Source organism: Bradyrhizobium sp. Unk1 (assembly GCF_059512345.1).
The window spans coordinates 71,634-92,339 of sequence record NZ_JCAMOP010000037.1 but is presented as its reverse complement, the minus strand read 5'-3'; the positions used below and the strand labels follow the sequence as shown (position 1 = coordinate 92,339).

20 protein-coding genes and 1 pseudogene are annotated in these 20,706 nt (G+C 65.3%); 11 read left to right on the top strand and 10 right to left on the bottom strand.

Features of this window, described 5'->3' with window-relative positions; all coding sequences use genetic code 11:
* Positions 1-87: 87 nt before the first annotated feature.
* Both AC5ZFO_RS35785 and AC5ZFO_RS35780 read right to left on the bottom strand, forming a co-directional pair.
* Positions 88-1,317 (bottom strand): ABC transporter substrate-binding protein, encoded by a 1,230-nt coding sequence (locus AC5ZFO_RS35785; protein ID WP_282525091.1) that lies wholly within the window; start codon positions 1,315-1,317, stop codon positions 88-90.
* Between the two features lie 116 nt (positions 1,318-1,433).
* On the bottom strand, positions 1,434-2,360 hold the full coding sequence (locus AC5ZFO_RS35780) for a class I SAM-dependent DNA methyltransferase (RefSeq protein ID WP_282525090.1): 927 nt from the start codon (positions 2,358-2,360) through the stop codon (positions 1,434-1,436).
* 200 nt (positions 2,361-2,560) lie between these two features.
* On the opposite strand from AC5ZFO_RS35780, the gene AC5ZFO_RS35775 reads away from it, so the two are divergent.
* The 5 genes from AC5ZFO_RS35775 to AC5ZFO_RS35755 all read left to right on the top strand — a co-directional run bounded on the left by AC5ZFO_RS35775 (position 2,561) and on the right by AC5ZFO_RS35755 (position 7,961).
* Entirely contained in the window at positions 2,561-3,598 is a 1,038-nt protein-coding gene (locus AC5ZFO_RS35775; RefSeq protein ID WP_282525097.1) for a ligase-associated DNA damage response exonuclease, read from the top strand.
* Positions 3,595-5,499 (top strand): cisplatin damage response ATP-dependent DNA ligase, encoded by a 1,905-nt coding sequence (locus tag AC5ZFO_RS35770; protein ID WP_282525089.1) that lies wholly within the window; start codon positions 3,595-3,597, stop codon positions 5,497-5,499. The genes AC5ZFO_RS35775 and AC5ZFO_RS35770 overlap by 4 nt, the downstream gene beginning before the upstream one ends.
* 73 nt (positions 5,500-5,572) lie before the next feature.
* Positions 5,573-5,878, top strand: coding sequence for a DUF6460 domain-containing protein (locus AC5ZFO_RS35765; protein ID WP_014491345.1), 306 nt, complete (start codon positions 5,573-5,575; stop codon positions 5,876-5,878).
* 21 nt (positions 5,879-5,899) lie between these two features.
* A complete protein-coding gene (locus AC5ZFO_RS35760) occupies positions 5,900-6,634 on the top strand; it encodes an MBL fold metallo-hydrolase (protein WP_282525088.1) in 735 nt (244 codons plus the stop codon).
* Position 6,635: 1 nt separating this feature from the next.
* The gene (locus tag AC5ZFO_RS35755) at positions 6,636-7,961 is read left to right on the top strand and encodes an MATE family efflux transporter (RefSeq protein ID WP_496123248.1); all 1,326 of its coding nucleotides are present in this window, start codon (positions 6,636-6,638) and stop codon (positions 7,959-7,961) included.
* Between the two features lie 92 nt (positions 7,962-8,053).
* Here AC5ZFO_RS35755 and AC5ZFO_RS35750 read toward each other — a convergent pair whose 3' ends face one another.
* Positions 8,054-9,151: a quinone-dependent dihydroorotate dehydrogenase gene (locus tag AC5ZFO_RS35750; RefSeq protein ID WP_282525086.1), complete on the bottom strand. Its 1,098-nt coding sequence runs from the start codon at positions 9,149-9,151 to the stop codon at positions 8,054-8,056.
* Positions 9,148-9,492 (bottom strand): DUF952 domain-containing protein, encoded by a 345-nt coding sequence (locus AC5ZFO_RS35745; protein WP_282525085.1) that lies wholly within the window; start codon positions 9,490-9,492, stop codon positions 9,148-9,150. Before AC5ZFO_RS35745 ends, AC5ZFO_RS35750 begins: the two co-directional genes overlap by 4 nt.
* Positions 9,493-9,785: 293 nt before the next feature.
* Between AC5ZFO_RS35745 and AC5ZFO_RS35740 the strand changes: the two genes are divergently transcribed.
* The gene (locus AC5ZFO_RS35740; protein WP_282525084.1) at positions 9,786-10,439 is read left to right on the top strand and encodes a S24 family peptidase; all 654 of its coding nucleotides are present in this window, start codon (positions 9,786-9,788) and stop codon (positions 10,437-10,439) included.
* Positions 10,440-10,564: 125 nt separating this feature from the next.
* Positions 10,565-11,292: pseudogene (locus AC5ZFO_RS35735) on the top strand (carbonic anhydrase).
* A gap of 62 nt (positions 11,293-11,354) precedes the next feature.
* On the opposite strand, the gene AC5ZFO_RS35730 reads toward AC5ZFO_RS35735, so the two are convergent.
* From AC5ZFO_RS35730 to AC5ZFO_RS35710, 5 genes are all read right to left on the bottom strand, one after another.
* On the bottom strand, positions 11,355-12,998 hold the full coding sequence (locus tag AC5ZFO_RS35730; protein ID WP_282525083.1) for a lysine--tRNA ligase: 1,644 nt from the start codon (positions 12,996-12,998) through the stop codon (positions 11,355-11,357).
* Between the two features lie 184 nt (positions 12,999-13,182).
* A complete protein-coding gene (locus tag AC5ZFO_RS35725; RefSeq protein ID WP_282525082.1) occupies positions 13,183-14,118 on the bottom strand; it encodes an ABC transporter substrate-binding protein in 936 nt (311 codons plus the stop codon).
* 231 nt (positions 14,119-14,349) lie between these two features.
* The gene (locus AC5ZFO_RS35720) at positions 14,350-14,940 is read right to left on the bottom strand and encodes an SCO family protein (protein WP_212450248.1); all 591 of its coding nucleotides are present in this window, start codon (positions 14,938-14,940) and stop codon (positions 14,350-14,352) included.
* 24 nt (positions 14,941-14,964) lie between these two features.
* The gene (locus AC5ZFO_RS35715) at positions 14,965-15,159 is read right to left on the bottom strand and encodes a hypothetical protein (RefSeq protein ID WP_028160269.1); all 195 of its coding nucleotides are present in this window, start codon (positions 15,157-15,159) and stop codon (positions 14,965-14,967) included.
* Between the two features lie 121 nt (positions 15,160-15,280).
* Positions 15,281-15,802, bottom strand: a complete 522-nt coding sequence (locus AC5ZFO_RS35710; protein ID WP_282525081.1) for a Clp protease/crotonase-like domain-containing protein — start codon at positions 15,800-15,802, stop codon at positions 15,281-15,283.
* A gap of 248 nt (positions 15,803-16,050) precedes the next feature.
* Here AC5ZFO_RS35710 and AC5ZFO_RS35705 point away from each other — a divergent pair, with 248 nt between their 5' ends.
* From AC5ZFO_RS35705 to AC5ZFO_RS35690, 4 genes are all read left to right on the top strand, one after another.
* The gene (locus AC5ZFO_RS35705; protein WP_282525080.1) at positions 16,051-17,709 is read left to right on the top strand and encodes an FAD-binding dehydrogenase; all 1,659 of its coding nucleotides are present in this window, start codon (positions 16,051-16,053) and stop codon (positions 17,707-17,709) included.
* 3 nt (positions 17,710-17,712) lie between these two features.
* Positions 17,713-18,630 carry a CE1 family esterase gene (locus AC5ZFO_RS35700; RefSeq protein ID WP_282525079.1) on the top strand — a complete coding sequence of 306 codons (918 nt, stop codon included), beginning with the start codon at positions 17,713-17,715 and terminating at the stop codon, positions 18,628-18,630.
* 171 nt (positions 18,631-18,801) lie between these two features.
* Positions 18,802-19,152 (top strand): RidA family protein, encoded by a 351-nt coding sequence (locus AC5ZFO_RS35695; protein WP_014491332.1) that lies wholly within the window; start codon positions 18,802-18,804, stop codon positions 19,150-19,152.
* A 154-nt stretch (positions 19,153-19,306) separates the two neighbouring features.
* Positions 19,307-19,672 (top strand): nuclear transport factor 2 family protein, encoded by a 366-nt coding sequence (locus tag AC5ZFO_RS35690; RefSeq protein WP_496123247.1) that lies wholly within the window; start codon positions 19,307-19,309, stop codon positions 19,670-19,672.
* 180 nt (positions 19,673-19,852) lie between these two features.
* Here the strand turns inward: AC5ZFO_RS35690 and AC5ZFO_RS35685 are convergent, their stop codons facing one another.
* Positions 19,853-20,704: an amidohydrolase family protein gene (locus tag AC5ZFO_RS35685; protein ID WP_496123246.1), complete on the bottom strand. Its 852-nt coding sequence runs from the start codon at positions 20,702-20,704 to the stop codon at positions 19,853-19,855.
* Positions 20,705-20,706: the final 2 nt, after the last annotated feature.

Sequence of the window (20,706 nt, the reverse complement as noted above, 5' to 3'; positions counted from 1 at the left end):
GGACCAAGGCCTTCTCTCCTGACGTCTTCAGCCTCAAGAGCCGATAACGCAACAGGCCCACAAGGGGAGAAGGAAGAAAGCCCGTTCCTACTCCGACATCGGCTTGTCGGAGATGTCCCAGTCCTTGCCGCTGAAGGTGGAGATGAAGAGCGTCTTCATCGGCGTGTAGTCCTCCGGCGTGTAGCTGTAGGTGACGCCGTCGAGGAAATAGGGCGAGTGAAAGCCTGCAAGCGTGGACGCCTGCTTCAGCACGTTGGCGCGGGTGAGATCGTCGCCGCAGCGGCGCAGGATCTCGCCCATGGTGACGGCCTGGCCGTAACCGGCAAAGGCGATGGTGTTGTCCTGATCGATCGCCGGCGTGTACTTCTTGCGCAATTCCTCGAACGCCATCACGTCCGGATCCTTCTCCCATTTGGGGAGGCCGACTTCCTTGTTGTAGCGGATGGCGACGATGCCGGCGGCGTTTTCGAGGCCTGCGGCGTTGAGGATCGAGCGGCCGGTCGAGCCGGCCGACAACAGCTGCAACGGCTTCCAGCCGAGCTCGGCGACCTTGCGGATCGACTGCGACGAGGCCTTGCCGGTCGAGATGTTGTAGAAGACGTCGGCGCCCGACTTCGAGAGATTGATGAGCTGGGAATCGACGGTCGGATCGGTCAGATCGTAGGTCTGCTCCATGATCACCTGCGCGGTGCCGCCGGCATCCGCCAGCACCTTCTTGAACGGACCGAGGAAGTCGCGGCCGAAATCGTCGTTCTGGTAGAGGATGCCGACCTTGGCGTTCGGCTTCACGCTGATGACGTGCCGCGCCAGGATGCGCGCCTCGGTCGGATAGAGCGGCAGGCCCGCCATCGTCCATTTGAATTCTTTCGGATTGTTCCACTTCGACGCGCCGGTGTTGAGCAGCAGCTGCGGCACGCCTTTCGAATTCAGGTATTTGTGCACAGAGGTCTGCGGCGCGGTGCCGAGCGAACCATAAAGCGCAAGCACCTCTTCCTGCTCGACCAGGCGCCGCGTCGCCTCGACGCATTTCGGCGCGCTGTAGGCGTCGTCCATGGTGAGGAACTTGACCTTGCGGCCGTTGATGCCGCCCTTCTCGTTCAGCATCTGGAAATAGGCTTCGCCGATACGACCGAGCACGCCGTACAGCGAGCCCGGACCGGAATGCGGCACGGTCTGGCCGATCTTGATCTCGGTGTCGCTGGCGCCCGCATCGTATTTCTTCTCCGCGGCCCAGACATATGGCGCAGGCAAGGTGGATGCAGCGACGGTGGCGAGCGCGCCGGCGCTGAAATCGCGCCGCGTTGGATTCTTCGTCATTGTTTGTTTCTCCCTAGCGGCCGCATTGTGCTGGCATCGCAGCGCGGGTCGCAAGTGGGAAGTCGCAGCTCAGCGACGCAATGACGCGAGAATCGCAGGGTGTTTAGCGCCTAAACTCAAGTTTTCTCGGCGACGACGACGAGGCCGCGCACCGGCTCGTTGTTCTCGATGCGTGGCGATGCCGGCTCCAATGTCAGCAGCTTGAGCCCGGCCTTCGCCATCGCGCCACGCACATATTCCGCCGAATGGGCATAACGCAAGCCTTCGCCGAGAACGATGCCGGCGCCGTCATGCGTCTCCAGCGTGAAAGCGAGCACGCCGCCGGATACGAGCACGCGCTTGGCTTCGGTGAGCACCGGTGCGAGATCGGAGAGATAGACGAACGCATCCGCGGCGACGACGAGGTTCGCGCTCGCATCGCCCTTGGTGCGCAGGCCTTCGATCATGTCGGCGACCTCGAGCTCGGCATAGAGCTCGGTGGCGCGCGCCTCCTTGATCATGCCGGCCGACAGATCGATGCCGATGAAATGATCGACCTGCTTGGCGAAGGCGGCGGCCGCAAGCCCGGTGCCGCAGCCGAGATCGATGGTGCGCTTGAACAAGGCCGGCTTCTTCGCGGCGACGCGCGCGGCCACCACCGCCTTGAAGATCAGCGACGGTGCGCGATAGTCGAGATCGTTGATCAGCGTGTGCTCGAAGCGCGGCGCATATTGATCGAAGAGGGCCTGCACATAGGCCTTGGGCATCTCCGCCATCTGCGCGTCGCCGAGCCGCATCAGATGCAGGCCGGCACCGTGCTGGTCCTCGGGGTCGCAGTCACATGCTTTGCGGAACGCCGCGATCGCCTTGTCGCGCTCGCCGAGCTGCTGGCGGATCTCGCCGAGCGTGAACCAGGCCGAGGTGAAGTCAGGCGCGAGCTCGATCGCCTGCTCGATGAGGTCGGCGGCGGCGGGCAGATCGCCCTTGAGCTGGAGGTCGCGCGCGAACTCGAAACGGCGGTCGGCCATGAGATCGCCGGAGGAGTGGAACAGGCGCAGGGGCATAGGAACTCGGCTCGTCATTGCCGGGCTCGACCCGGCAATCCATCAAAAAGGGAACTAATTAAGAGGATGGAGGCGCGGGTCCCGCCTCCGCCAATTGGCTTCGGCGGGCTTTTACACCGCCGGGCCGGCGAAGCCTAGCGGAGACGGCAAGCCCGGGCATGACGGGTTCATTTGGGGTGGCCGCTCCCTATATGACGCCCATGCGTCCGCAAGACATCCTGCTGCCAACTGCTGACGGCCTGTGCTGCAAGCCCGGCAACTTCCACATCGACCCTGTCCGCCCGGTCGAGCGGGCCGTGATCACCCACGGCCATTCCGACCATGCCCGCGCCGGCCATGGCGCGGTGCTGGCCACGCAGGAAACGCTGGACATGATGCGGCTGCGCTATGGCGAGAACTTTGCCGGCTCGACGCAGGCTATCCGCTATGGCGAGGAGATCCGGCTCGGCGACGTCCGTGTGACGTTTCATCCGGCCGGTCATGTGCTGGGCTCGGCGCAGATCGCGGTGACCTGCAAGGACACCTGCATCGTCGCCTCCGGCGACTACAAGGATGCGCCCGACCCGACCTGCACGCCGTTCGAGCTCGTGCCCTGTGACGTCTTCATCACTGAAGCCACCTTTGGCCTGCCGGTGTTTCGCCATGGCGATGCCGCCGACGAGGTGAGGAAGCTGCTGGCCTCCGTTGCATTGTTTCCCGAGCGCGCGCATCTGGTCGGCGCCTATTCGCTCGGCAAGGCGCAGCGCGTGATCGCGCTGTTGCGGCAGGCCGGCTATGAAGCACCGATCTACCTGCATGGCGCGATGGAGAAGATCACCGAGTACTATCAGAGCCGCGGGATCAATCTCGGCGAGCTCAAGCCGGTGATGGGCGTAAAGAAGGCGGTGCTCGCCGGCACCATCACGCTGGCGCCGCCGTCGGCCACCTCGGACCTCTGGACGCGGCGCTTTCCCGACCCCGTCACCGCCTTTGCCTCGGGGTGGATGCGGGTGCGCGCCCGCGCACGGCAGCGCGGCATCGAGCTGCCGCTGGTGATCTCCGACCACGCCGATTGGGACGGCCTCACCGCGACCATCGCCGCGACCGGCGCCGGCGAGATCTGGGTGACGCACGGTCAGGAAGACGCGCTGGTGCATTGGTGCAAGTCGCAAGGTCTTCGCGCGCAGCCGCTCGATCTCGTCGGCTATGGCGACGAGGAGGAGAGCGAGACCCCGCTTCAAGATGAGGCCGAAGCATGAACCGCTTCGCCGAACTGCTGGACCGCCTCGCCTACGAGCCCGGCCGCAACAACAAGCTGCGGCTGCTCACCGGCTATTTCCGCGAGGTCGGCGATCCCGACCGCGGCTACGCGCTGGCCGCGCTGACCGGTGCGCTCAGCTTCAAGCATGCCAAGCCCGCGCTGATCCGCGATTTGATCGCGGCGCGCACGGATGAGGTGCTGTTCGGGTTGAGTTACGATTACGTTGGCGATCTCTCGGAGACGGTGGCGCTGATGTGGCCTCGGCGGGTGCCTCGTAATAGCGAGTCTTTTTCGGGCCACCCCTCTCCCCCGCCCTCCCCCGCAAGGGGGGAGGGTGCGCAGCGGAGCGCGCGGCCAACAGTGAGCATCACGACTGACAGTGATCCAGCGAGTGATGGACGTACCACTCTCACCGTTCCCTCCCCCCTTGCGGGGGAGGGGCGGGGAGAGGGGTACCGCGGGCGAGATGCCAGCGATGCGCTTCACCCAAGCAACCACAACAACCCACCACCCCCAACCCTCACGGACGTCGTCACCACGCTCCGCACGCTCGGCAAGACCGAGCTGCCAAAGCAGCTCGAACGCTGGCTCGACGAGCTCGACGAGACCGGCCGCTGGGCGCTCTTGAAGCTCGTCACCGGCGCGCTGCGCATCGGCATATCCGCGCGGCTGGCGAAGACCGCGGCTGCCGCGCTCGGCGACAAGGACCCGCATGAGGTCGAGCTGATCTGGCCGGGGCTCAGCCCTCCCTATCTCGACCTGTTCGCCTGGCTGGAGGGCCGCGGCGAAAAGCCGGTCAATCGCGATCCCGCGCCGTTCCGCCCGGTGATGCTCGCGCACGCGATCGAGGACGCGGATTTCGCCGCGCTCGATCCCGCCGATTACGTCGCCGAATGGAAATGGGACGGCATCCGCGTGCAGGCGGTGGCGGGCCGCGATGAGCGCGGGCAGATCACGGCGCGGCTCTATTCGCGCACCGGTGAGGACATCACGGGGAGCTTTCCGGACCTCGTGCCGTCGCTGCGGCTGGCAGGCGCAATCGACGGCGAGCTTCTGATCCTGCGCGAGGGCCGCGTGCAGAGTTTCAACGTTCTGCAACAGCGCCTCAACCGCAAGGTCGTCTCGCCGAAGCTGATCAAGGAATTTCCGATCCATTTGCGCGCCTACGATCTGCTCGGCGACGACGCGAACGATCTGCGCGAGCTGCCCTTCGCGGAGCGGCGCGAACGGCTGGAGACATTCATCGGCAAGCTCGACGACCCCCGCATCGACCTGTCGCCCACCGTGCCCTTCGCAAGCTGGCAGGCGCTGACCGCGGCGCGCGCCGATCCCGCGAGTGCCGGCGCGGGCGCAGATGCCGATGCCGTCGAAGGCGTCATGCTGAAGCGGCGCGATGCGCCTTACCTGCCGGGGCGGCCAAAGGGCCCGTGGTGGAAGTGGAAGCGCGATCCACACATCATCGACGCCGTGCTGATGTATGCCCAGCGCGGCCACGGCAAGCGCTCGTCCTATTACTCCGACTACACCTTCGGCGTCTGGACCGCAGGCGAAGCCGGCGACGAGCTGGTGCCGGTCGGAAAGGCCTATTTCGGCTTCACCGACGAGGAGCTCTTGCAGATCGACCGCTTCGTCCGCCGCAACACCACCGAAAAATTTGGCCCCGTGCGCCACGTCGTGCACGAGGGCGACAAGGGGCTGGTGCTGGAGGTGGCGTTCGAGGGGCTGCAGCGTTCGCCGCGGCACAAATCCGGCGTCGCCATGCGCTTTCCCCGCATCAGCCGCTTACGCTGGGACAAGCCGCCGCGGGAAGCCGACCGGTTGGAAACGCTGGAAAAGATGTTGAAGGCTGACGAATCCCTACCAACAATTAAGGTTGCGGCGTCCGCCGACAGCCATTGACGAGGGAATGCGGGTTCCCCATGTGCCCCGCCGTGACCTATAATGGGGTCGAATCCCCGCGAGGAGTTTTGAGATGGTCCAAGACGTCAGAGATTTGCCGGCCGGCCGCAGCGATGGGCTGAACCGCTTTCTCGGCGGCTCGCCGCTGGCGGTCGCGTTTCGCCTGGTCCTGCTCTCGATCCTGGTCGGCGTCGTGCTCGCCGCGATCGGCTTCGATCCCTGGAACATCATCTACAGCATTCGCCTCTTGTTCCAGCGGCTCTGGGATCTCGGGTTCGACGCGGTGAACTGGCTGTGGCGTTATTTCCTGCTCGGCGCGGTCATCGTGATCCCGATCTGGCTGCTCTCGCGCGTGTTCGGCGCGCCGCGCAACAGGTAGCGATTTGGGAGCCCGCAGCCGATGCAATTGCGCTTTGTCGGCTGCGGCGACGCCTTCGGCTCAGGCGGCAGGCTCAACACCTGCTTCCACGTCTCGGGGCGCGAAGCCAATTTCCTGATCGATTGCGGCGCGTCGGCGCTGCCGGCGCTGAAGCGACTCGAGATCGACCGCAACGAGATCGACCTGATCCTGATCACGCATTTCCACGGCGACCATTTTGCCGGGCTGCCGTTTGTCCTGCTCGATGCGCAATTCTCGCTGCGGACCCGGCCGCTGACAATCGCGGGCCCGCAAGGCCTCGAGATGCGGCTCAGCCAAGTCATGGAGGCGCTGTTCGAGCATTCCTCGAAGACCAAGCGGCGCTTCGAGCTGAACCTCATCGAACTCGCGCCCGGGCGAAGCCAAACCTTCGGCGCGGTGAATGTGACGCCCTACCCGGTGGTGCACGGCGAATCCGGCGGGCCCTTCCTCGCCTACCGCGTCGAGGTCGAAGGCCGCACGCTCGCCTACAGCGCCGACACCGAATGGACGGAGACGCTCATTCCGCTGGCGCATGGCGCGGACCTTTTCATTGCGGAAGCCTATATGTACGAGAAGGTGGTCAAGAACCATCTCAGCCTGAAGACCTTGGAACAGCATCTGCCAGCAATCGGCGCGAAACGCCTGGTCCTCACCCATATGAGCGACGACATGCTGTCGCGCCTGGACGACGTCCCGCATCTCGCCGCCGAAGACGGCATGGTGCTCGTGTTCTGACATGCACGCGCCCATTCACTTAGGGATAGGCTCCCGCCAGGTCTTCGCCATCGCCGGTCCCGCGATGGTCGCGAACCTCACCACGCCGCTGATCGGCGTGGTCTCGACCACCGCGATCGGGCGGCTCGACGATGCCGCACTGCTTGGCGGCGTCGCGATGGCCTCCGTGATCTTCGACTGCCTGTTCTGGCTGTTCGGCTTCCTGCGCATGAGCACGCTCGCCTTCACGGCACAGGCGCTGGGCGCGAGCGAGACGCGCGAGCAGACCGTGATCCTGGTGCGCGGCTTCATCGTCGCGGGCCTGATCGGCGCCGCGCTGATCGCGCTGCAACTGCCGCTGGCCACCGCGCTGTTCGACCTGATGGGCGGCAGCGAAGGCGTCACGCGCGCGGCAAAGACCTATTTCATGATCCGGATCTGGTCGTCGCCGTTCGCTTTCGCCAACTACGTCATTCTCGGCTGGCTGGTGGGGCAGGCGCGCGCCAATCCGGCGCTGCTGCTGCAGGTCGTCATCAACCTCATCAACATGGCGGCGACGATCTTGCTGGTGCTGGTCTACGACACCGGCATTGCGGGCGCGGCGATCGCGGCACTGCTCTCGGAGACGATTGGCTTCGTGCTCGGCGTGATCGTCTGCCGGCGCTATGCGGATGGCGGCTTTGCGGTGCCCCTTGCCACGCTGTTGGACCGGGCAAAACTGATGCGGCTGCTGGCGGTGAACTCCGACATCATGATCCGCACCGCGGCGCTGATCGCCGTGTTCCTGTTCTTCACCGCCAAGGGCGCACGCGCCGGTGACGTCACGCTGGCGGCGAATTCCGTGCTGAACAATTTCCTGCTGGTCAGCGCGTTCTTCCTCGACGGTCTTGCGAACGCAGCCCAGCAGCTCTGCGGGCGCACTTTTGGCGCACGCGATGCCAGGGGCTTTGCTGACTCGACGCGGCTGGTGCTGCTGTGGGGCCTCGGCTTCGCACTGGTCGTCGCGGTGCTGTTCGCGCTGTTCGGGCCCGCGCTGATCGCCTTCATGACCGCGAGCGAGGACGTCCGCCGCGCCGCGCGCGAATTCCTGCCGTTCATCGTGCTTGCGCCGATCCCCGGCGTGTTCGCCTTCGGCTTCGACGGCATCTATGTCGGCGCGACCTGGGCACGCGAGATGCGCAATTTGATGCTGCTATCGTTCACGATCTTTCTCGGCGCCTGGTGGGCGCTGCAATCGTTCGGCAATGCCGGGCTGTGGAGCGCGCTGATCGCATTCTACGTCGCCCGCGGCGGCTTGCAGGGCGCGCGCTATCCGGCGTTGTATCGGGCGACGTTTCCGAAGCCGTAGCCCGGATGGAGCGAAGCGCAATCCGGGGCCTTCGTGCCCGCGGACAGATTCCCGGATTGCGCTTCGCTCCATCCGGGCTACGCAGCGCGGGCTTACAGCCCCGGCCAGTCTTCCGCCGTCAGCGTCGCGGCATCCGCGCCGACGATCTCTGACAGCGAATCCCGCCCTGTCCGCAGCAGCGTCGAGGTGAGATCACGCTTGATCTCGTCGACCAGGCCGAGGCCCTTGTAGACCAGCGACGAATAGAGCTGGATCAGGCTCGCGCCGGCGCGGATCTTGGTCAGCGCGGCGCCGCCGGAATCGACGCCGCCGACGCCGATCAAGGGGAACGCGCCCTCGACGCGCACATAGGTCTCCGCGACCATGCGCGTCGACAGGCGGAACAGCGGCCGGCCGGACAGGCCACCCTGCTCCTTGGCGCGCATCTCCTCGCGCAGCGTGCTCGGCCGCGCGATCGTCGTGTTCGACACGATCATGCCGTCGACCCGGCGCGAGCGCGCCACCTGCACGACATCGTCGAGCTGGGCGAGGCTGAGGTCCGGCGCGATCTTGAGCAGCACCGGCGTGTCGCCGGCCTTCTGCCGTACCCGCTCCCGCGCGTCGATCACGCGTCCGAGGAGATCGTCGAGCAACGCGCCTTCCTGCAAATTGCGTAGGCCCGGCGTGTTCGGCGAGGAGACGTTGACGGTGAAATAGCTCGCGACCGGCGCAAAGGTCTCGATCAGCTTGACGTAATCGCCCACGCGATCCGGCGAATCCTTGTTCGCGCCGACATTGACCCCGATGATGCCGCCGTGCTGCGCACGCGCCGCGAGCCTGCGCAGCGCGACTTCAGCGCCGTCATTGTTGAAGCCCATGCGGTTGATCACGGCCTCGTCGCGCTCCAGACGAAACAGCCGCGGCCGCGGATTGCCGCTTTGCGACTTCGGCGTCACCGAACCGATCTCGACGAAGCCGAAGCCGAGCCGCAACAGCGCATCCGGCACCTCGGCGCTCTTGTCGAAGCCCGCGGCCATGCCGATCGGATTGGGGAAGTTGAGCCCGAAGGCACGCACTGCGAGCTTGGGATCGTCAGGCCGCGGCTTGACCGGCGGCAGGAAGCGCAGGCCCTGGATCGCGAGGCGATGCGCATCCTCCGGATCGAGCCAGCGCAGCACCGGCAGCGAAAAGGCGTCGAAGGCGCGGATCACGGGATAAGCTCCGGAACGTCGTGGCCGCCATCGGAGCGCATGTTGAGGTTCATCACCGACAGCACCGCGCCGAGATCGAGCTCGCCATAGAGGTGCGGAAACAGCTCGTCATTGCGCGAGCGCTCCCAGCGCAATTCGCTGCCGAGCGCGTCGCCATCGACCTCGACCAGGAACAGCGCGCGCTGGCCGGAATAGTGCTTGCGCAAGGTCTCGGGAACCTGGGGCGCAGTCGAGAAATGGATGAAACCGTCGCGCGAATCGTCCGCGCTGCCCCGGTAGACACCCTGCCGTTCCGCCTCGCGCCAGGCCGAGGCCGGACAGATTTTGTAGATCTTGACCACCGCTCACGCAGCCCTGTTTGCTCTTTGAGTCTTTTGAGTTTTTTCGTCTCGTCCGGGTCCTCAAAACCCGGGCGCGACCGTAATGGCCGCCCCCTCCGAACTCAAGGCTTAGAGCCATTTCCGTTCCGATGAAATCGGAACGGAGCTTTAAATTCTTGTTTTGACGCGTTTTCCCGACACGAACCGGTATCCGCTTCGCTTGAAAATGCTTCCCCCGCCACCCCTTGCGCGAAAAACGGAAAACCGGTTGATTTGAGGACAGTTTTCCTGAGTTGCGACGGGCTGGACCTTCCATGGTCAGACAGGCCAAAGCGCAGAGGATACTGACTCACGACCAGATCTGGGGAGCGCTGGATCGGCTGGCGGAGCGTGCCGGCCTTTCGCCGTCCGGCCTCGCCAAGCGGGCCGGGCTCGATCCCACCACCTTCAACAAGTCCAAGCGCGTCACCCCCGACGGGCGCGAGCGCTGGCCATCCACCGAATCGATCGCGAAAGCGCTGGCGGCGGCCGGCTCATCGATGGACACCTTTGCCGGGTTGATCGGTGACGACGCCAGCGACGGCCGCTCGGTGCCGCTGCTCGGCCTCGCGCTAGCCGGCGCGAGCGGCGCTTTCGACGAATCCGGCTTTCCATCCGGCAAGGGCTGGACCGAGCTTGCGCTTCCCACCGCCGAGGATAGTCGCGCTTTTGCGCTGGAGATTTCCGGCAATGCGCTTGCCCCGGCCTATCGCGACGGCGACGTCATCCTGATCTCTCCTCGCGCGCCGATCCGCAGAGGCGATCGCGTGGTGGTGAAGACCAAGGCGGGCGAGGTGACGGTCGCGACGCTGAAGCGCCGCACGGCAAAGGCACTGGAATTGCAGCCGCTCGATGCATCGCAGGCCGAGCACACGATGGCGCCGAGCGACGTCGGCTGGATCGCACGAATCGTGTGGGCGAGCCAGTGATTGCGTCGTGACCGGACCATGACGCCGGCCGCGCCGCTTCTCGCCCCGGCGACCTTGCGACTCACCGCCCCTCTCGCATAGGTTGCGGCCGATTTTGCCGATCCAATTCATCGCAGGGGGATATGATGAATCGCCGTCACGCATTGAAGGCCCTGGCGGGTCTCGCGCTTTGTCCGCTGTGCAAGCCGGCCTTTGCCGCCGAAGGCACGCATTGGAGCTACGAGGGCGCCGGCGGCCCGGCCAAATGGGGCGATCTCGACGCGGCCAACAAGGCCTGCGCGGTCGGCCTGCAGCAATCGCCGATCGACATCGAGGGGACGATCAAGTCGCAACTACCTGTTCTGAAGCTGAACTGGGGCAAGAGCGCCGACACCATCGTCAACAACGGACACACGATCAGCTCACGCTCGGCGACGTCAAATACAAGCTGCTCCAGGTGCACTTCCACCGGCCGAGCGAACACATGATCGGCGGCAAGAACTTTCCGATGGAAGCGCACTTCGTGCATCGCAACGATGCCGGCGGGCTCGCCGTGGTCGGCGTGCTGATGGCGGAAGGCAAGCCGAACACGGCCTTCGGCAAGATCGTCAAGACCATGCCCGCGGCGGAAGGCCCCGCGGTGAAAGCCGACGCAGCCATCGATCCCCACGCCATGCTGCCGCACAGGCTGAGCTACTTCCGCTACTCCGGCTCGCTGACGACTCCGCCCTGTTCGGAGGTGGTCGAATGGTTGCTGCTGACCGACCCGATCCAGGTCTCGGCCACCGACGTCGCCGCGTTCGCAAAGCTCTATCCGATGAACGCGCGCCCGGTGCAGAAGGACAACCGGCGCTTCGTGCTGCGCTCGATCTGAGGCGCGCTTCAAATCCGTAGCCCGGATGAGCGTAGCGACATCCGGGCTACGTACGGCATCTACTACGCGCTTCGCGCCAGCGCGCCGTCGATCATGTTGACCGCGTTCTGCACGCCGTAGACCGCAACGAAGGAGCCGAAGCGCGGGCCCTTCTCCTGGCCGAGCAGCACCTGGTAGAGCATGTTGAACCAGTCGAGCGTCACGCCCGGACGGCCGTCCTTGCCCTTCTTGACCTGGTCGAGGAACGGCTCGCGGCGGCCGATCTCGTAGACGACGTTCTGGATGTCCTCGGCCGAGGATTCCTGCGGAAGCTGCGACAGCGCATCGCGCAGATCCTGCAACGCGGCGCGCTCAACCTCGGTCGGCTCGCGGAACTGCTTCGTCGGCGCCACGAAGTCACGATAATAGTTGATGGCATAGCCGACCATCGCATCGAGCTTCGGATGCGTCTGCGGGCTCACGCCGGGACGATAGCGGCCGATGAAGCCCCACAGCGTCTCGGCATTCTCCGCGTTCGACGATGACACCAGCGTCAAGAGGAGCTGGAACGTGACGGGCATGTCGCCCTTCGGCGGATGGCCGTTGTGGATGTGCCAGACCGGATTGCCAAGCTGCTGCTTGCCATCCTGCTTCGCAAAGCCGTCGCTGAACTGCTGGTAGTCGTCGACATTGCGCGGGATGACATCGAAGTACAGCCGCTTGGCCGCCTTCGGCTCGCGATACATGAACAGCGACAGCGATTCCGGCGAGGCGTAGCGCAGCCATTCGTCGATGGTGAGGCCGTTGCCCTTCGACTTCGAGATCTTCTGGCCCTTCTCGTCGAGGAAAAGCTCGTAGTTGAAACCTTCGGGCGGCGTGGCGCCGAGCGCCCTGGCGATCGCGCCTGACAGCTTCACGGAGTCGATGAGATCCTTGCCGGCCATCTCGTAGTCGACGCCGAGCGCGACCCAGCGCATCGCCCAGTCGGCCTTCCACTGGCACTTGACGTTGCCGCCCGTCACCGGCGTCTCGACTTCCTGGTTGGTATCGGGATCGACATAGGTCACCGTGCCGGCCGCGACATCGCGGCGGATCATCGGGACCTGGAGCACGACACCGGTGGTCTTGCTGATCGGCAGGAACGGCGAATAGGTCGCGCGGCGATCAGGCCCGAGCGTCGGCAGGATGATCGCCATCACCTTGTCGTAGGCAGCTAACATCTTCAGCAACGTCGCGTCGAAACGGCCGGACGTATAGTAGTCGGTCGAGCTCGCGAACTCGTAGTCGAAGCCGAAATGATCGAGGAACGCGCGCAGCCGCGCGTTGTTGTGGTGCCCGAACGACGGGTACTCGTTGGAGAACGGATCCGGCACCCGCGTCAGCGGCTTGCCGAGATGCGCGGCAAGCATCTCCTTGTTGGGGACGTTGTCGGGCACTTTCCGAAACCCGTCCATGTCGTCGGAGAACGCCAGCAGGCGCGTCTTGATCTTGTCTTCGGTGAGCACGCGGAAAGCATGCCGCACCATCGAGGTGCGCGCGACCTCACCGAACGTGCCGATATGCGGCAGGCCCGAGGGCCCATAGCCGGTCTCGAACAGCACCTCGTCCTTCGGGCTTTTCTTCAGCCGCGCAACAATGGCCTTCGCCTGCTCGAACGGCCAGGCGTTGGATTGTTCGGCGAGCGCACGCAGATCGCTCGGGTTCGCAGCAAGATCGATGACAGACATTCAGGGGCCTCCGGGCCGCGGAAAATAGCGATTTCCGGGCAGAATGCAATTTTGTGGAGTGAAGGAGCCGCCTCCGCCGTCATTGCGAGCGTAGCGAAGCAATCCAGAATCTTTCCGCAGAGACACTCTGGATTGCTTCGTCGCTACGCTCCTCGCAATGACGACGGAGGCGGCAGCAATAGGACTAAAACGGGCTCACCGAAAAATACCGCAGCCACAGATCGGTGTAGCGGCCCTTCTCCCAGACGCGGAACAGGGCCCAGTTCAGGGCCTGGCGCAGCACGTCGTTGCCCTTGCGGACGGCGATGCCAATGCCCTCGCCGAAGAAGCGGCTCTCGACGAAGGGGCCGCCGGAGAAGGCGCAGCAATCGCCGGAATCCGTGCCGTTGATCCAGAACGCGAGCGAGATGGCGTCGCCGAAGATGAAATCGACCTCGCCCTTGCGCAAGGCTGCGCGCATCGCGTCGTCGTTGGGATAAGGGTGCAGCTCGGCGTCGGTGAACATCGCCTTGAGATAGGCTTCATGCGCGGAGCCGCCGATCACGCCGACCTTCTTGCCCTCGAGATATTCCGGCCGGATCTCCGGCATCACCGCATCCTTGCGCGAGGCGAAGCGCGCCGGCACGCGGTAATAGGGATCGGTGAAATCGACGCGGACGCGGAGCTGCGGACTCACCGCCATCGAGGCAATGATGGCATCGCCCCGGTTGGAGGAGAGCGCGTCGACCAGGGTCTCGAAGCGGCGCATCTGCACCGTGCAGGTGACCTTGATCTCCTCGCACAGCGCGCGGGCGAGATCGACGTTGAAACCGGCCGGATTGCCGTCGGCGCCGGTGTAGTTGAACGGCGGATAGTCGGTCTCGGTCAGGAAGCGGATCACGGTCAGGCGCGACAGGTCGGGCCGCTCGGGCCGCCGCCGCGGGTCCCAGAAGCCGGGCACGGCCTGGGGAGCGGCTTGAGGGGCGACCTGCGGCGTGGCCTGGGGTGCCGCCGGGGGCTGCTTGGCGGGCGCCTGCGCCTTTGCGGAGGGCGGGCCTGCGAGGAGGCAAGCACCGACGACCAGCCCGGTCAGGACGCGGCGCACGGTTTTGGACGATTTTGCCTGTCGCGACGGGGCCATCGGCGGGAAATGAACGAATTTCGTTGGGATCGGAGGGCGTTATAGACCATCCCGCCGGGAACGCGAGCGCCGATTACGGCCGTGGTAGAGGTCTCTCGGTCGTCATGCCCGGGCTTGTCCCGCCTGCCGGGCCGAAGCCCCTCCGGCGAGGCGAAGGCCCGGGCATCCTCGTTCTTCGTCCCGCACACCAAGGCGTGGATGGCCGGGACAAGCCCGGCCATGACGGCTGGATTAAAGATACCGCTTCAAATCGGCCGCGGCCTCTTCCGGCGTCCGCTTCATGTTGAACGGCGATACGAACCGCCCGTCGCGGTCCATCAGGTAGATCAGCGCTGTGTGGTCCATGGTGTAGTCACCGTCCTTGGTCGGGACCTTCTTGGCGTAGACCCGGTAGGAGGTGATCACCTTGGCGGTCTCGGCGGGGTCGCCGCTGAGCCCTTCGAGGTGCGGGTCGAAGCTCGACAGATAGTCCTTCATCGTCGCCGGCGTATCGCGCTCGGGATCGACCGAGATGAAGACGGCGTTGACCTTGTCGGCATCCTTGCCCATCGCGCGCAGCACCTCCGAGATCTCGAACAACGAGGTCGGGCAGACGTCGGGGCAATGGGTGTAGCCGAAGAAGATCAGGGTCGGCTTGCCCTTCAGGTTCTTGTCGGTGACGGCCTTGCCGTGCTGGTCGGTGAGCTGGAACGGGCCGCCGATCGCGGCCGGCTGCGCCACCTTGCTGACCCCGCCCATCGCCCAGAACACGATCAGCAGTCCGACGACGAGGCTTGCAGCGAAGGCGGTCGCGATCACCAGCGGACGGGCGGCAGAGCTCATGAGCGGAAAACTTCCTGTCGCAGGTCAGAAGCAGGCGGCAAAGCCGGTCCTGATCATTTCGAAGAACACCTGGCTGCCGTAGTGGAACCAGAGCGCCAGCGCGCCGAGCACGACCAGACCGCCGATCCCCGCGCCAGCCAACAGCAGCACGAACGGCAGCCGGCCGGCAGTGGGCGAATTGTCCTGTAGCGGTTGGGCCGGGTGCAGTGGTTGAGCCATGACAACGATCGGGGCGAAGGCCCCGGTTCCCTTGCCATTCAAATAGGCGTTGGCCCGGGCCCGGGCAAGCGCCGCGGGTGTTCCAAGGAATACTTCCCGGAATCAGATCACGCCGATGACGTCAGCGAAGCAGCTGGCCCCGAGCGGACTCCAGCTGTTCCGCTTGCGGGAGAGCCCGGCGCAGGGGGCGGTTGGTCGAGGCCTGCGCGTCGAGGTAGCAGGGCTTGTACATGGCCTGGAGTTGCTTGCCCCTCAGGAAGAGCATGTGCGGGGTGAGGCCACCGCGCTGGTTGATCCAGCGCCTCACCTGCGAGGGATACATCGCGTAGAGCATCTGGGTCGCCTCGGAATTGGTGACGGCACGGCCGTTGGTGCCGAAATCCCAAGCGGCGTGGAAGCCGAGCGTGGCATGTGACGTCACGCAGATGCGGTCGCGCGGAATGGCGCCGAGGACGATGGTGCAGGCCGAGGCACAGAGGCCGTCGATGATGACGGTGTCGCCTGACTGGCGCAGGTCCTGGTATTTGTCGACGTAGGTTCCGATCCGGCCACCGCGGTCATCCGCAATCCGAACCACTGCGTGAGAAGCCCCCATGCCCGCGATCAGGAGAACCGCCGCGAGCAACCCCGTCAGAAACTTCATTGTCCCCCGCCCCAGTCGAATTCGAATCTGCGTGTCAGGTGGTGATGCGTTGCTAGCGTCCGTCGTAACCGTGGTTTTGTCTAGGCACGCCGGCTGGCTCAAAACAAATTCAAATCCAGTGTTGCGCCCGCGCTGCACCAGGTCCGACTCGGTCCCAAACTGGAACAGTTAACGAGGTCTTACGCGCCAAGCCCTTGATCTCAGTTGCAACGGCTGGCTTCAATCCGGACAACTACAGGGGGGAACCTATGGCGGAAGAAACAGACGTCATCGTCGTCGGCGCGGGACTATCGGGACTGGTGGCCGCAACCGAGATTGCCGACGCCGGCAAGCGCGTGATCGTGGTCGACCAGGAAGGCGAGCAGTCGCTCGGCGGCCAGGCGTTCTGGTCGTTCGGCGGCCTGTTCCTGGTCAACTCTCCCGAGCAGCGCCGGCTCGGCATCAAGGACTCCTTCGATCTCGCAATGCAGGACTGGATCGGCACCGCCGGCTTTGACCGCGACGAGGATTTCTGGCCGCGCCAGTGGGCCGAGGCCTATGTGGCGTTTGCGGCGGGCGAGAAACGCGACTGGCTACGCGCGATGGGGCATCGCATCTTCCCGGTGGTCGGCTGGGCCGAGCGCGGCGGCTACGACGCGATGGGCCACGGCAATTCGGTGCCGCGCTTCCACGTCACCTGGGGAACCGGCCCCGGCATCGTCGAGCCGTTCGAGCGCCGCGCGCGCGAGGCCATGAAGAGCGGCCGGCTGACCTTCAGGTTCCGCCATCGCGTCGATGCGCTCTCCATCACCAACGGCACGGTGGATGGCATCAGCGGCGCCGTACTCGCCCCTGACAATGTCGAGCGTGGCAAGAGCTCGTCGCGCAACGTGGTCGGCGAGTTCGCGCTGAAAGCGCAGGCCGTGATCGTGGCGTCCGGCGGCATCGGCGGCAATCACGAGCTGGTGCGGCAGAACTGGCCGAAGCGGCTTGGCGAGCCGCCGAAGTTCATGATCTCCGGCGTGCCCGAGCATGTCGACGGCCGCATGATCGGCATCACCGAGAAATCGGGCGCGCGGCTGATCAACCGCGACCGCATGTGGCATTATGTCGAAGGCATCCAGAACTGGAATCCAATCTGGCCGCGCCACGGCATCCGCATCCTGCCCGGCCCGTCCTCGATGTGGTTCGACGCGACAGGCACGCGGCTGCCAGCGCCGTTGTTTCCCGGCTCCGACACGCTCGGCCAGCTCCAGTACATCATGTCCACGGGCTATGATTATTCCTGGTTCATCCTAACCCAGAGCATCATCAAGAAGGAATTTGCGCTGTCGGGCTCGGAGCAGAATCCTGATCTGACCGGCAAGAGCTGGCGGATGACCCTGCGCCGCGCCACCAACAAGGGCGCGCCGGCGCCGGTGGAGGCATTCAAAAGCCATGGTGTCGACTTCATCGTACGCGACAAGATCGAGGATCTCGTCGCGGCCATGAACAAGCTCGCCGGCAGCGACCTCCTCAAGCTCGAGCACGTCAGGATGCAGATCGAGGCGCGCGACCGCGAGATCGCCAATCCCTACGTCAAGGATGCGCAGGTGATGAACATCCACAATGCGCGGCGCTATATCGGCGACAGACTGATCCGCACCGCGTCTCCGCATCGCATCCTCGATCCCGCGCAGGGGCCGCTGATCGCGGTCAAGCTCAACATCCTCACCCGCAAGACGCTAGGCGGTTTCGAGACCGATCTCGACTCGCGCGTGTTCGGCAGCGAGGGCAGCGTCATTCCCGGCCTCTATGCGGTCGGCGAAGCCGCCGGCTTCGGCGGCGGCGGCGTGCACGGCTATCGCTCGCTGGAAGGCACCTTCCTCGGCGGCTGCCTATTCTCGGGCCGCAATGCCGGCCGCGCCGCGGCGAAGGCCGTGGGCTAGATCATGCGGAGGTGGATGCGGATCGGGGCGCTTCTTGCGACATTGGCCGCAGCCTCGGCCGCATCCGCCGATACGATCGACGTCAACGGCGTGAAGCGATCCTACACCGCGCAACTGCCGGCGAAGCGGCTAGTGCCGCTCGTGGTTGTGTTGCACGGCAAGACCCAGCGCGGCGCCGACATGGTCGCGCGAACGGCGTGGCCACAGGTCGCGAAGCGCGAAGGTTTTGCCGTGGTCTTTCCCGACGGGCTCAACCATGCCTGGGCCGATGCGAGGACGAAGGCGGGACCGGCGCTGCGTGGCCCGCCCGAGGGCACCGACGACGTCGCCTTCATCGCAAAGCTGGTCGAGACGCTGGTCACGAACGGCACCGCCGACCCGAAGCGTGTCTATGTCGCCGGTATCTCCAATGGCGGCGCCATGGCGATGACGCTGGTTTGCGCGCGCGCCGATCTGTTTGCGGCGGGCGCGAGCGTGATCATGAACCTCACGGATGAGGCCGCAGTCACCTGCCATCCATCGCGGCCGTTGCCGATGCTGCTCATCAACGGCACGGCCGATCCGCTGGTCCCCTACGAGGGCGGACGCGGATCGAGCTATTATGCCGCAGACGGGTTCTGGTCCACCGAAGAGACGCTGGCCTTCTGGCGCAAGCTCAATGGTTGCGAGACCGACGACGCCGAGGTGACCGATTTGCCCGAGAAGGCACCCGCGGATCAGTCTACGGTCACGCGGATCTCCTCACGCTGCCCCAAAGGGCACGACGTCGTGCTCTATCGCATCAACCATGGCGGCCACCGCATGCCCGGCTTCGCTCCGGATGCCCGCTTCCCGAAGGTTGCAACCAGCCTGCTCGGGCCGCAGAACCGCGACATCGACGGCGCCGAGACGATCTGGTCGTTTTTCAGTCAGTTTCCGTGAACGACGCATGCATCGGCTGGCAACGCATGCGTGCCGGGCAACGCATGCGTGCCTGGCAACGCATGCGTGCCTGGCAACGCATGCGTGCTTGGCAACGCATGCGTGCCGGGGGTGGCAGAGCAGGGGGCGCTGGGTTAGACAGGGCCGCCATTCCCACCAGGAGATCCCACAATGAGCATTCAGCGTTTCGAAACCGGCCCGCGCATGAGCCAGGTCGTCGTGCACGGCAACACCGTCTATCTCGCCGGCGTCGTCGCCAACAAGGCCGCCGGTGAAAGCGTCACGAAGCAGACCCAGGACATCCTGGCGACCATCGACAGCCATCTCGCCAAGGCCGGCACCGATAAGTCGAAGCTGCTCTCGGCCACGATCTACATCACCGACATGAAGACCTTTGCCGAGATGAACGCGGTGTGGGACGCCTGGGTCTCGCCCGGCAACACCCCGGCTCGCGCCACCGTCGAAGCCAAGCTCGCGGCGGCTCAGTACACCGTCGAGATCATGGTCACCGCGGCGAAGTAAATTTGCGCTGAAATTGTTGCGAACGTCCGAAGCGCGATGAGAGCATCATCGCGCTTCTTTTCTGCGTACGCATGACCTCCGAGGTAATCGATCTACGCGTGCGAACCTTCGATAGTCGAGACAGCCGAACACGGCGCCATCGAAGGAGAGCACCATGACCGACCCCGTCACCATCGCCCGCCGCTACATCGAGCTCTGGAACGAGCGCGCGAGCGGCCGCCGTCGCGAACTGCTCAGCGAAAACTGGACGGCGGATGCGAGCTATGTCGATCCCCTGATGAAGGGCGACGGCCGGGACGGCATCGACGCGCTGATCGCGGGCGTGCAGCAGCGTTTCCCCGACTTCAAGTTCACGCTGATCGGCGAGCCCAATGGCTACGGCGAGCATGTCCGCTTTTCGTGGGGCCTCGGTCCCGACGGTGTCGACAGCCCGATCAAGGGCACCGACTTCGCCGTGCTGAAGGACGGGCGGATCAGGAGCATCACGGGATTTCTGGACCAGGTGCCCGCGGGCGCGTGACGTCTCTTACCCTCCCCTGGAGGGGGAGGGTCGGCTCACATTGAGCGCAGCGAAATGTGAGACGTGGTGGGGTGACAGTCGCACCGATGCGGTGCCCGAGCGGAGAGATCACCCCACCCCGCTCGCGCTGCGCGCGATCGACCCTCCCCCTCCAGGGGAGGGTAAGCAAGAGCCCCGCCCTTAGCTTGCAGTTGCCAGCCGATAGGCTCTCTTCGCGTTCACCCCGAACGCCTTTTCCCGCACCTGCGGCCCAAGCTTCGCCAGGCACGCTTCCAGCGCCCGCTTGATCTCGCCATAGCTCCCGGCAAGCAGACACACCGGCCAGTCCGAGCCGAAGATCAGGCGATCCTCGCCAAAACATGTTGCGGCATGTTGGACGAACGGAAACAGCCGCTCGGCATCCCAGTCACTCCACACCGCCTCTGTCGCGAGGCCCGAAATCTTGCACCAGACATTGCCGCAGGCCGCGAGAGCCGCGACGCGATCGGCCCATTCGGCGCTTCCGCCACCGGCGATCGGCGGTTTTGCGGCGTGGTCGAGCACGAAACGCGCTTGCGGAAAGGCCTGCGCGGTTGCGATCGCGGCGGGCAATTCGCGGGAGCGGACGAGGAAATCGTAGGCGAGATCGCGAGCGAACGTTGCGGCGAGGCCGCGTTGAACGTCCTCGCGCAGCAACCAGTCCGGATCGGCCTCGTCATGCACCTGGTGACGAATGCCGACCAGCTTGTCGCCGCCGGGCGAAGCGCGCAGGCGATCGAGCGTGTCGCCAAGCGCACCGCCCGTCAGATCGGCCCAGCCGACGACGCCAATCGCCGAGGGCGTCGCATGCGCGATCCGCAGGAATTCCTCGGTCTCCTCCAGCGCGGAGCGGCACTGCACCAATATGCTCGCGTCGATGCCGTTTGCTTTCAACAGCGGCGCGAGATCGGCGGGGCCGAAGGCGCGGCGGATCGAGGCCAATTCCGGCGCTTCCATCCAGGGATAGTCGGCGCGCGACGGATCCCAAAAATGCTGATGACCGTCGACGATCATGC

Bases quoted from the DNA above. Each gene is read 5' to 3' on its own strand.
- AC5ZFO_RS35785 (WP_282525091.1), bottom strand. From the start codon at position 1,317: ATGACGAAGAATCCAACGCGGCGCGATTTCAGCGCCGGCGCGCTCGCC.
- AC5ZFO_RS35780 (WP_282525090.1), bottom strand. From the start codon at position 2,360: ATGCCCCTGCGCCTGTTCCACTCCTCCGGCGATCTCATGGCCGACCGC.
- AC5ZFO_RS35775 (WP_282525097.1), top strand. From the start codon at position 2,561: ATGCGTCCGCAAGACATCCTGCTGCCAACTGCTGACGGCCTGTGCTGC.
- AC5ZFO_RS35770 (WP_282525089.1), top strand. From the start codon at position 3,595: ATGAACCGCTTCGCCGAACTGCTGGACCGCCTCGCCTACGAGCCCGGC.
- AC5ZFO_RS35765 (WP_014491345.1), top strand. From the start codon at position 5,573: ATGGTCCAAGACGTCAGAGATTTGCCGGCCGGCCGCAGCGATGGGCTG.
- AC5ZFO_RS35760 (WP_282525088.1), top strand. From the start codon at position 5,900: ATGCAATTGCGCTTTGTCGGCTGCGGCGACGCCTTCGGCTCAGGCGGC.
- AC5ZFO_RS35755 (WP_496123248.1), top strand. From the start codon at position 6,636: ATGCACGCGCCCATTCACTTAGGGATAGGCTCCCGCCAGGTCTTCGCC.
- AC5ZFO_RS35740 (WP_282525084.1), top strand. From the start codon at position 9,786: ATGGTCAGACAGGCCAAAGCGCAGAGGATACTGACTCACGACCAGATC.
- AC5ZFO_RS35730 (WP_282525083.1), bottom strand. From the start codon at position 12,998: ATGTCTGTCATCGATCTTGCTGCGAACCCGAGCGATCTGCGTGCGCTC.
- AC5ZFO_RS35725 (WP_282525082.1), bottom strand. From the start codon at position 14,118: ATGGCCCCGTCGCGACAGGCAAAATCGTCCAAAACCGTGCGCCGCGTC.
- AC5ZFO_RS35720 (WP_212450248.1), bottom strand. From the start codon at position 14,940: ATGAGCTCTGCCGCCCGTCCGCTGGTGATCGCGACCGCCTTCGCTGCA.
- AC5ZFO_RS35715 (WP_028160269.1), bottom strand. From the start codon at position 15,159: ATGGCTCAACCACTGCACCCGGCCCAACCGCTACAGGACAATTCGCCC.
- AC5ZFO_RS35710 (WP_282525081.1), bottom strand. From the start codon at position 15,802: ATGAAGTTTCTGACGGGGTTGCTCGCGGCGGTTCTCCTGATCGCGGGC.
- AC5ZFO_RS35705 (WP_282525080.1), top strand. From the start codon at position 16,051: ATGGCGGAAGAAACAGACGTCATCGTCGTCGGCGCGGGACTATCGGGA.
- AC5ZFO_RS35700 (WP_282525079.1), top strand. From the start codon at position 17,713: ATGCGGAGGTGGATGCGGATCGGGGCGCTTCTTGCGACATTGGCCGCA.
- AC5ZFO_RS35695 (WP_014491332.1), top strand. From the start codon at position 18,802: ATGAGCATTCAGCGTTTCGAAACCGGCCCGCGCATGAGCCAGGTCGTC.
- AC5ZFO_RS35690 (WP_496123247.1), top strand. From the start codon at position 19,307: ATGACCGACCCCGTCACCATCGCCCGCCGCTACATCGAGCTCTGGAAC.
- AC5ZFO_RS35685 (WP_496123246.1), bottom strand. From the start codon at position 20,704: ATGATCGTCGACGGTCATCAGCATTTTTGGGATCCGTCGCGCGCCGAC.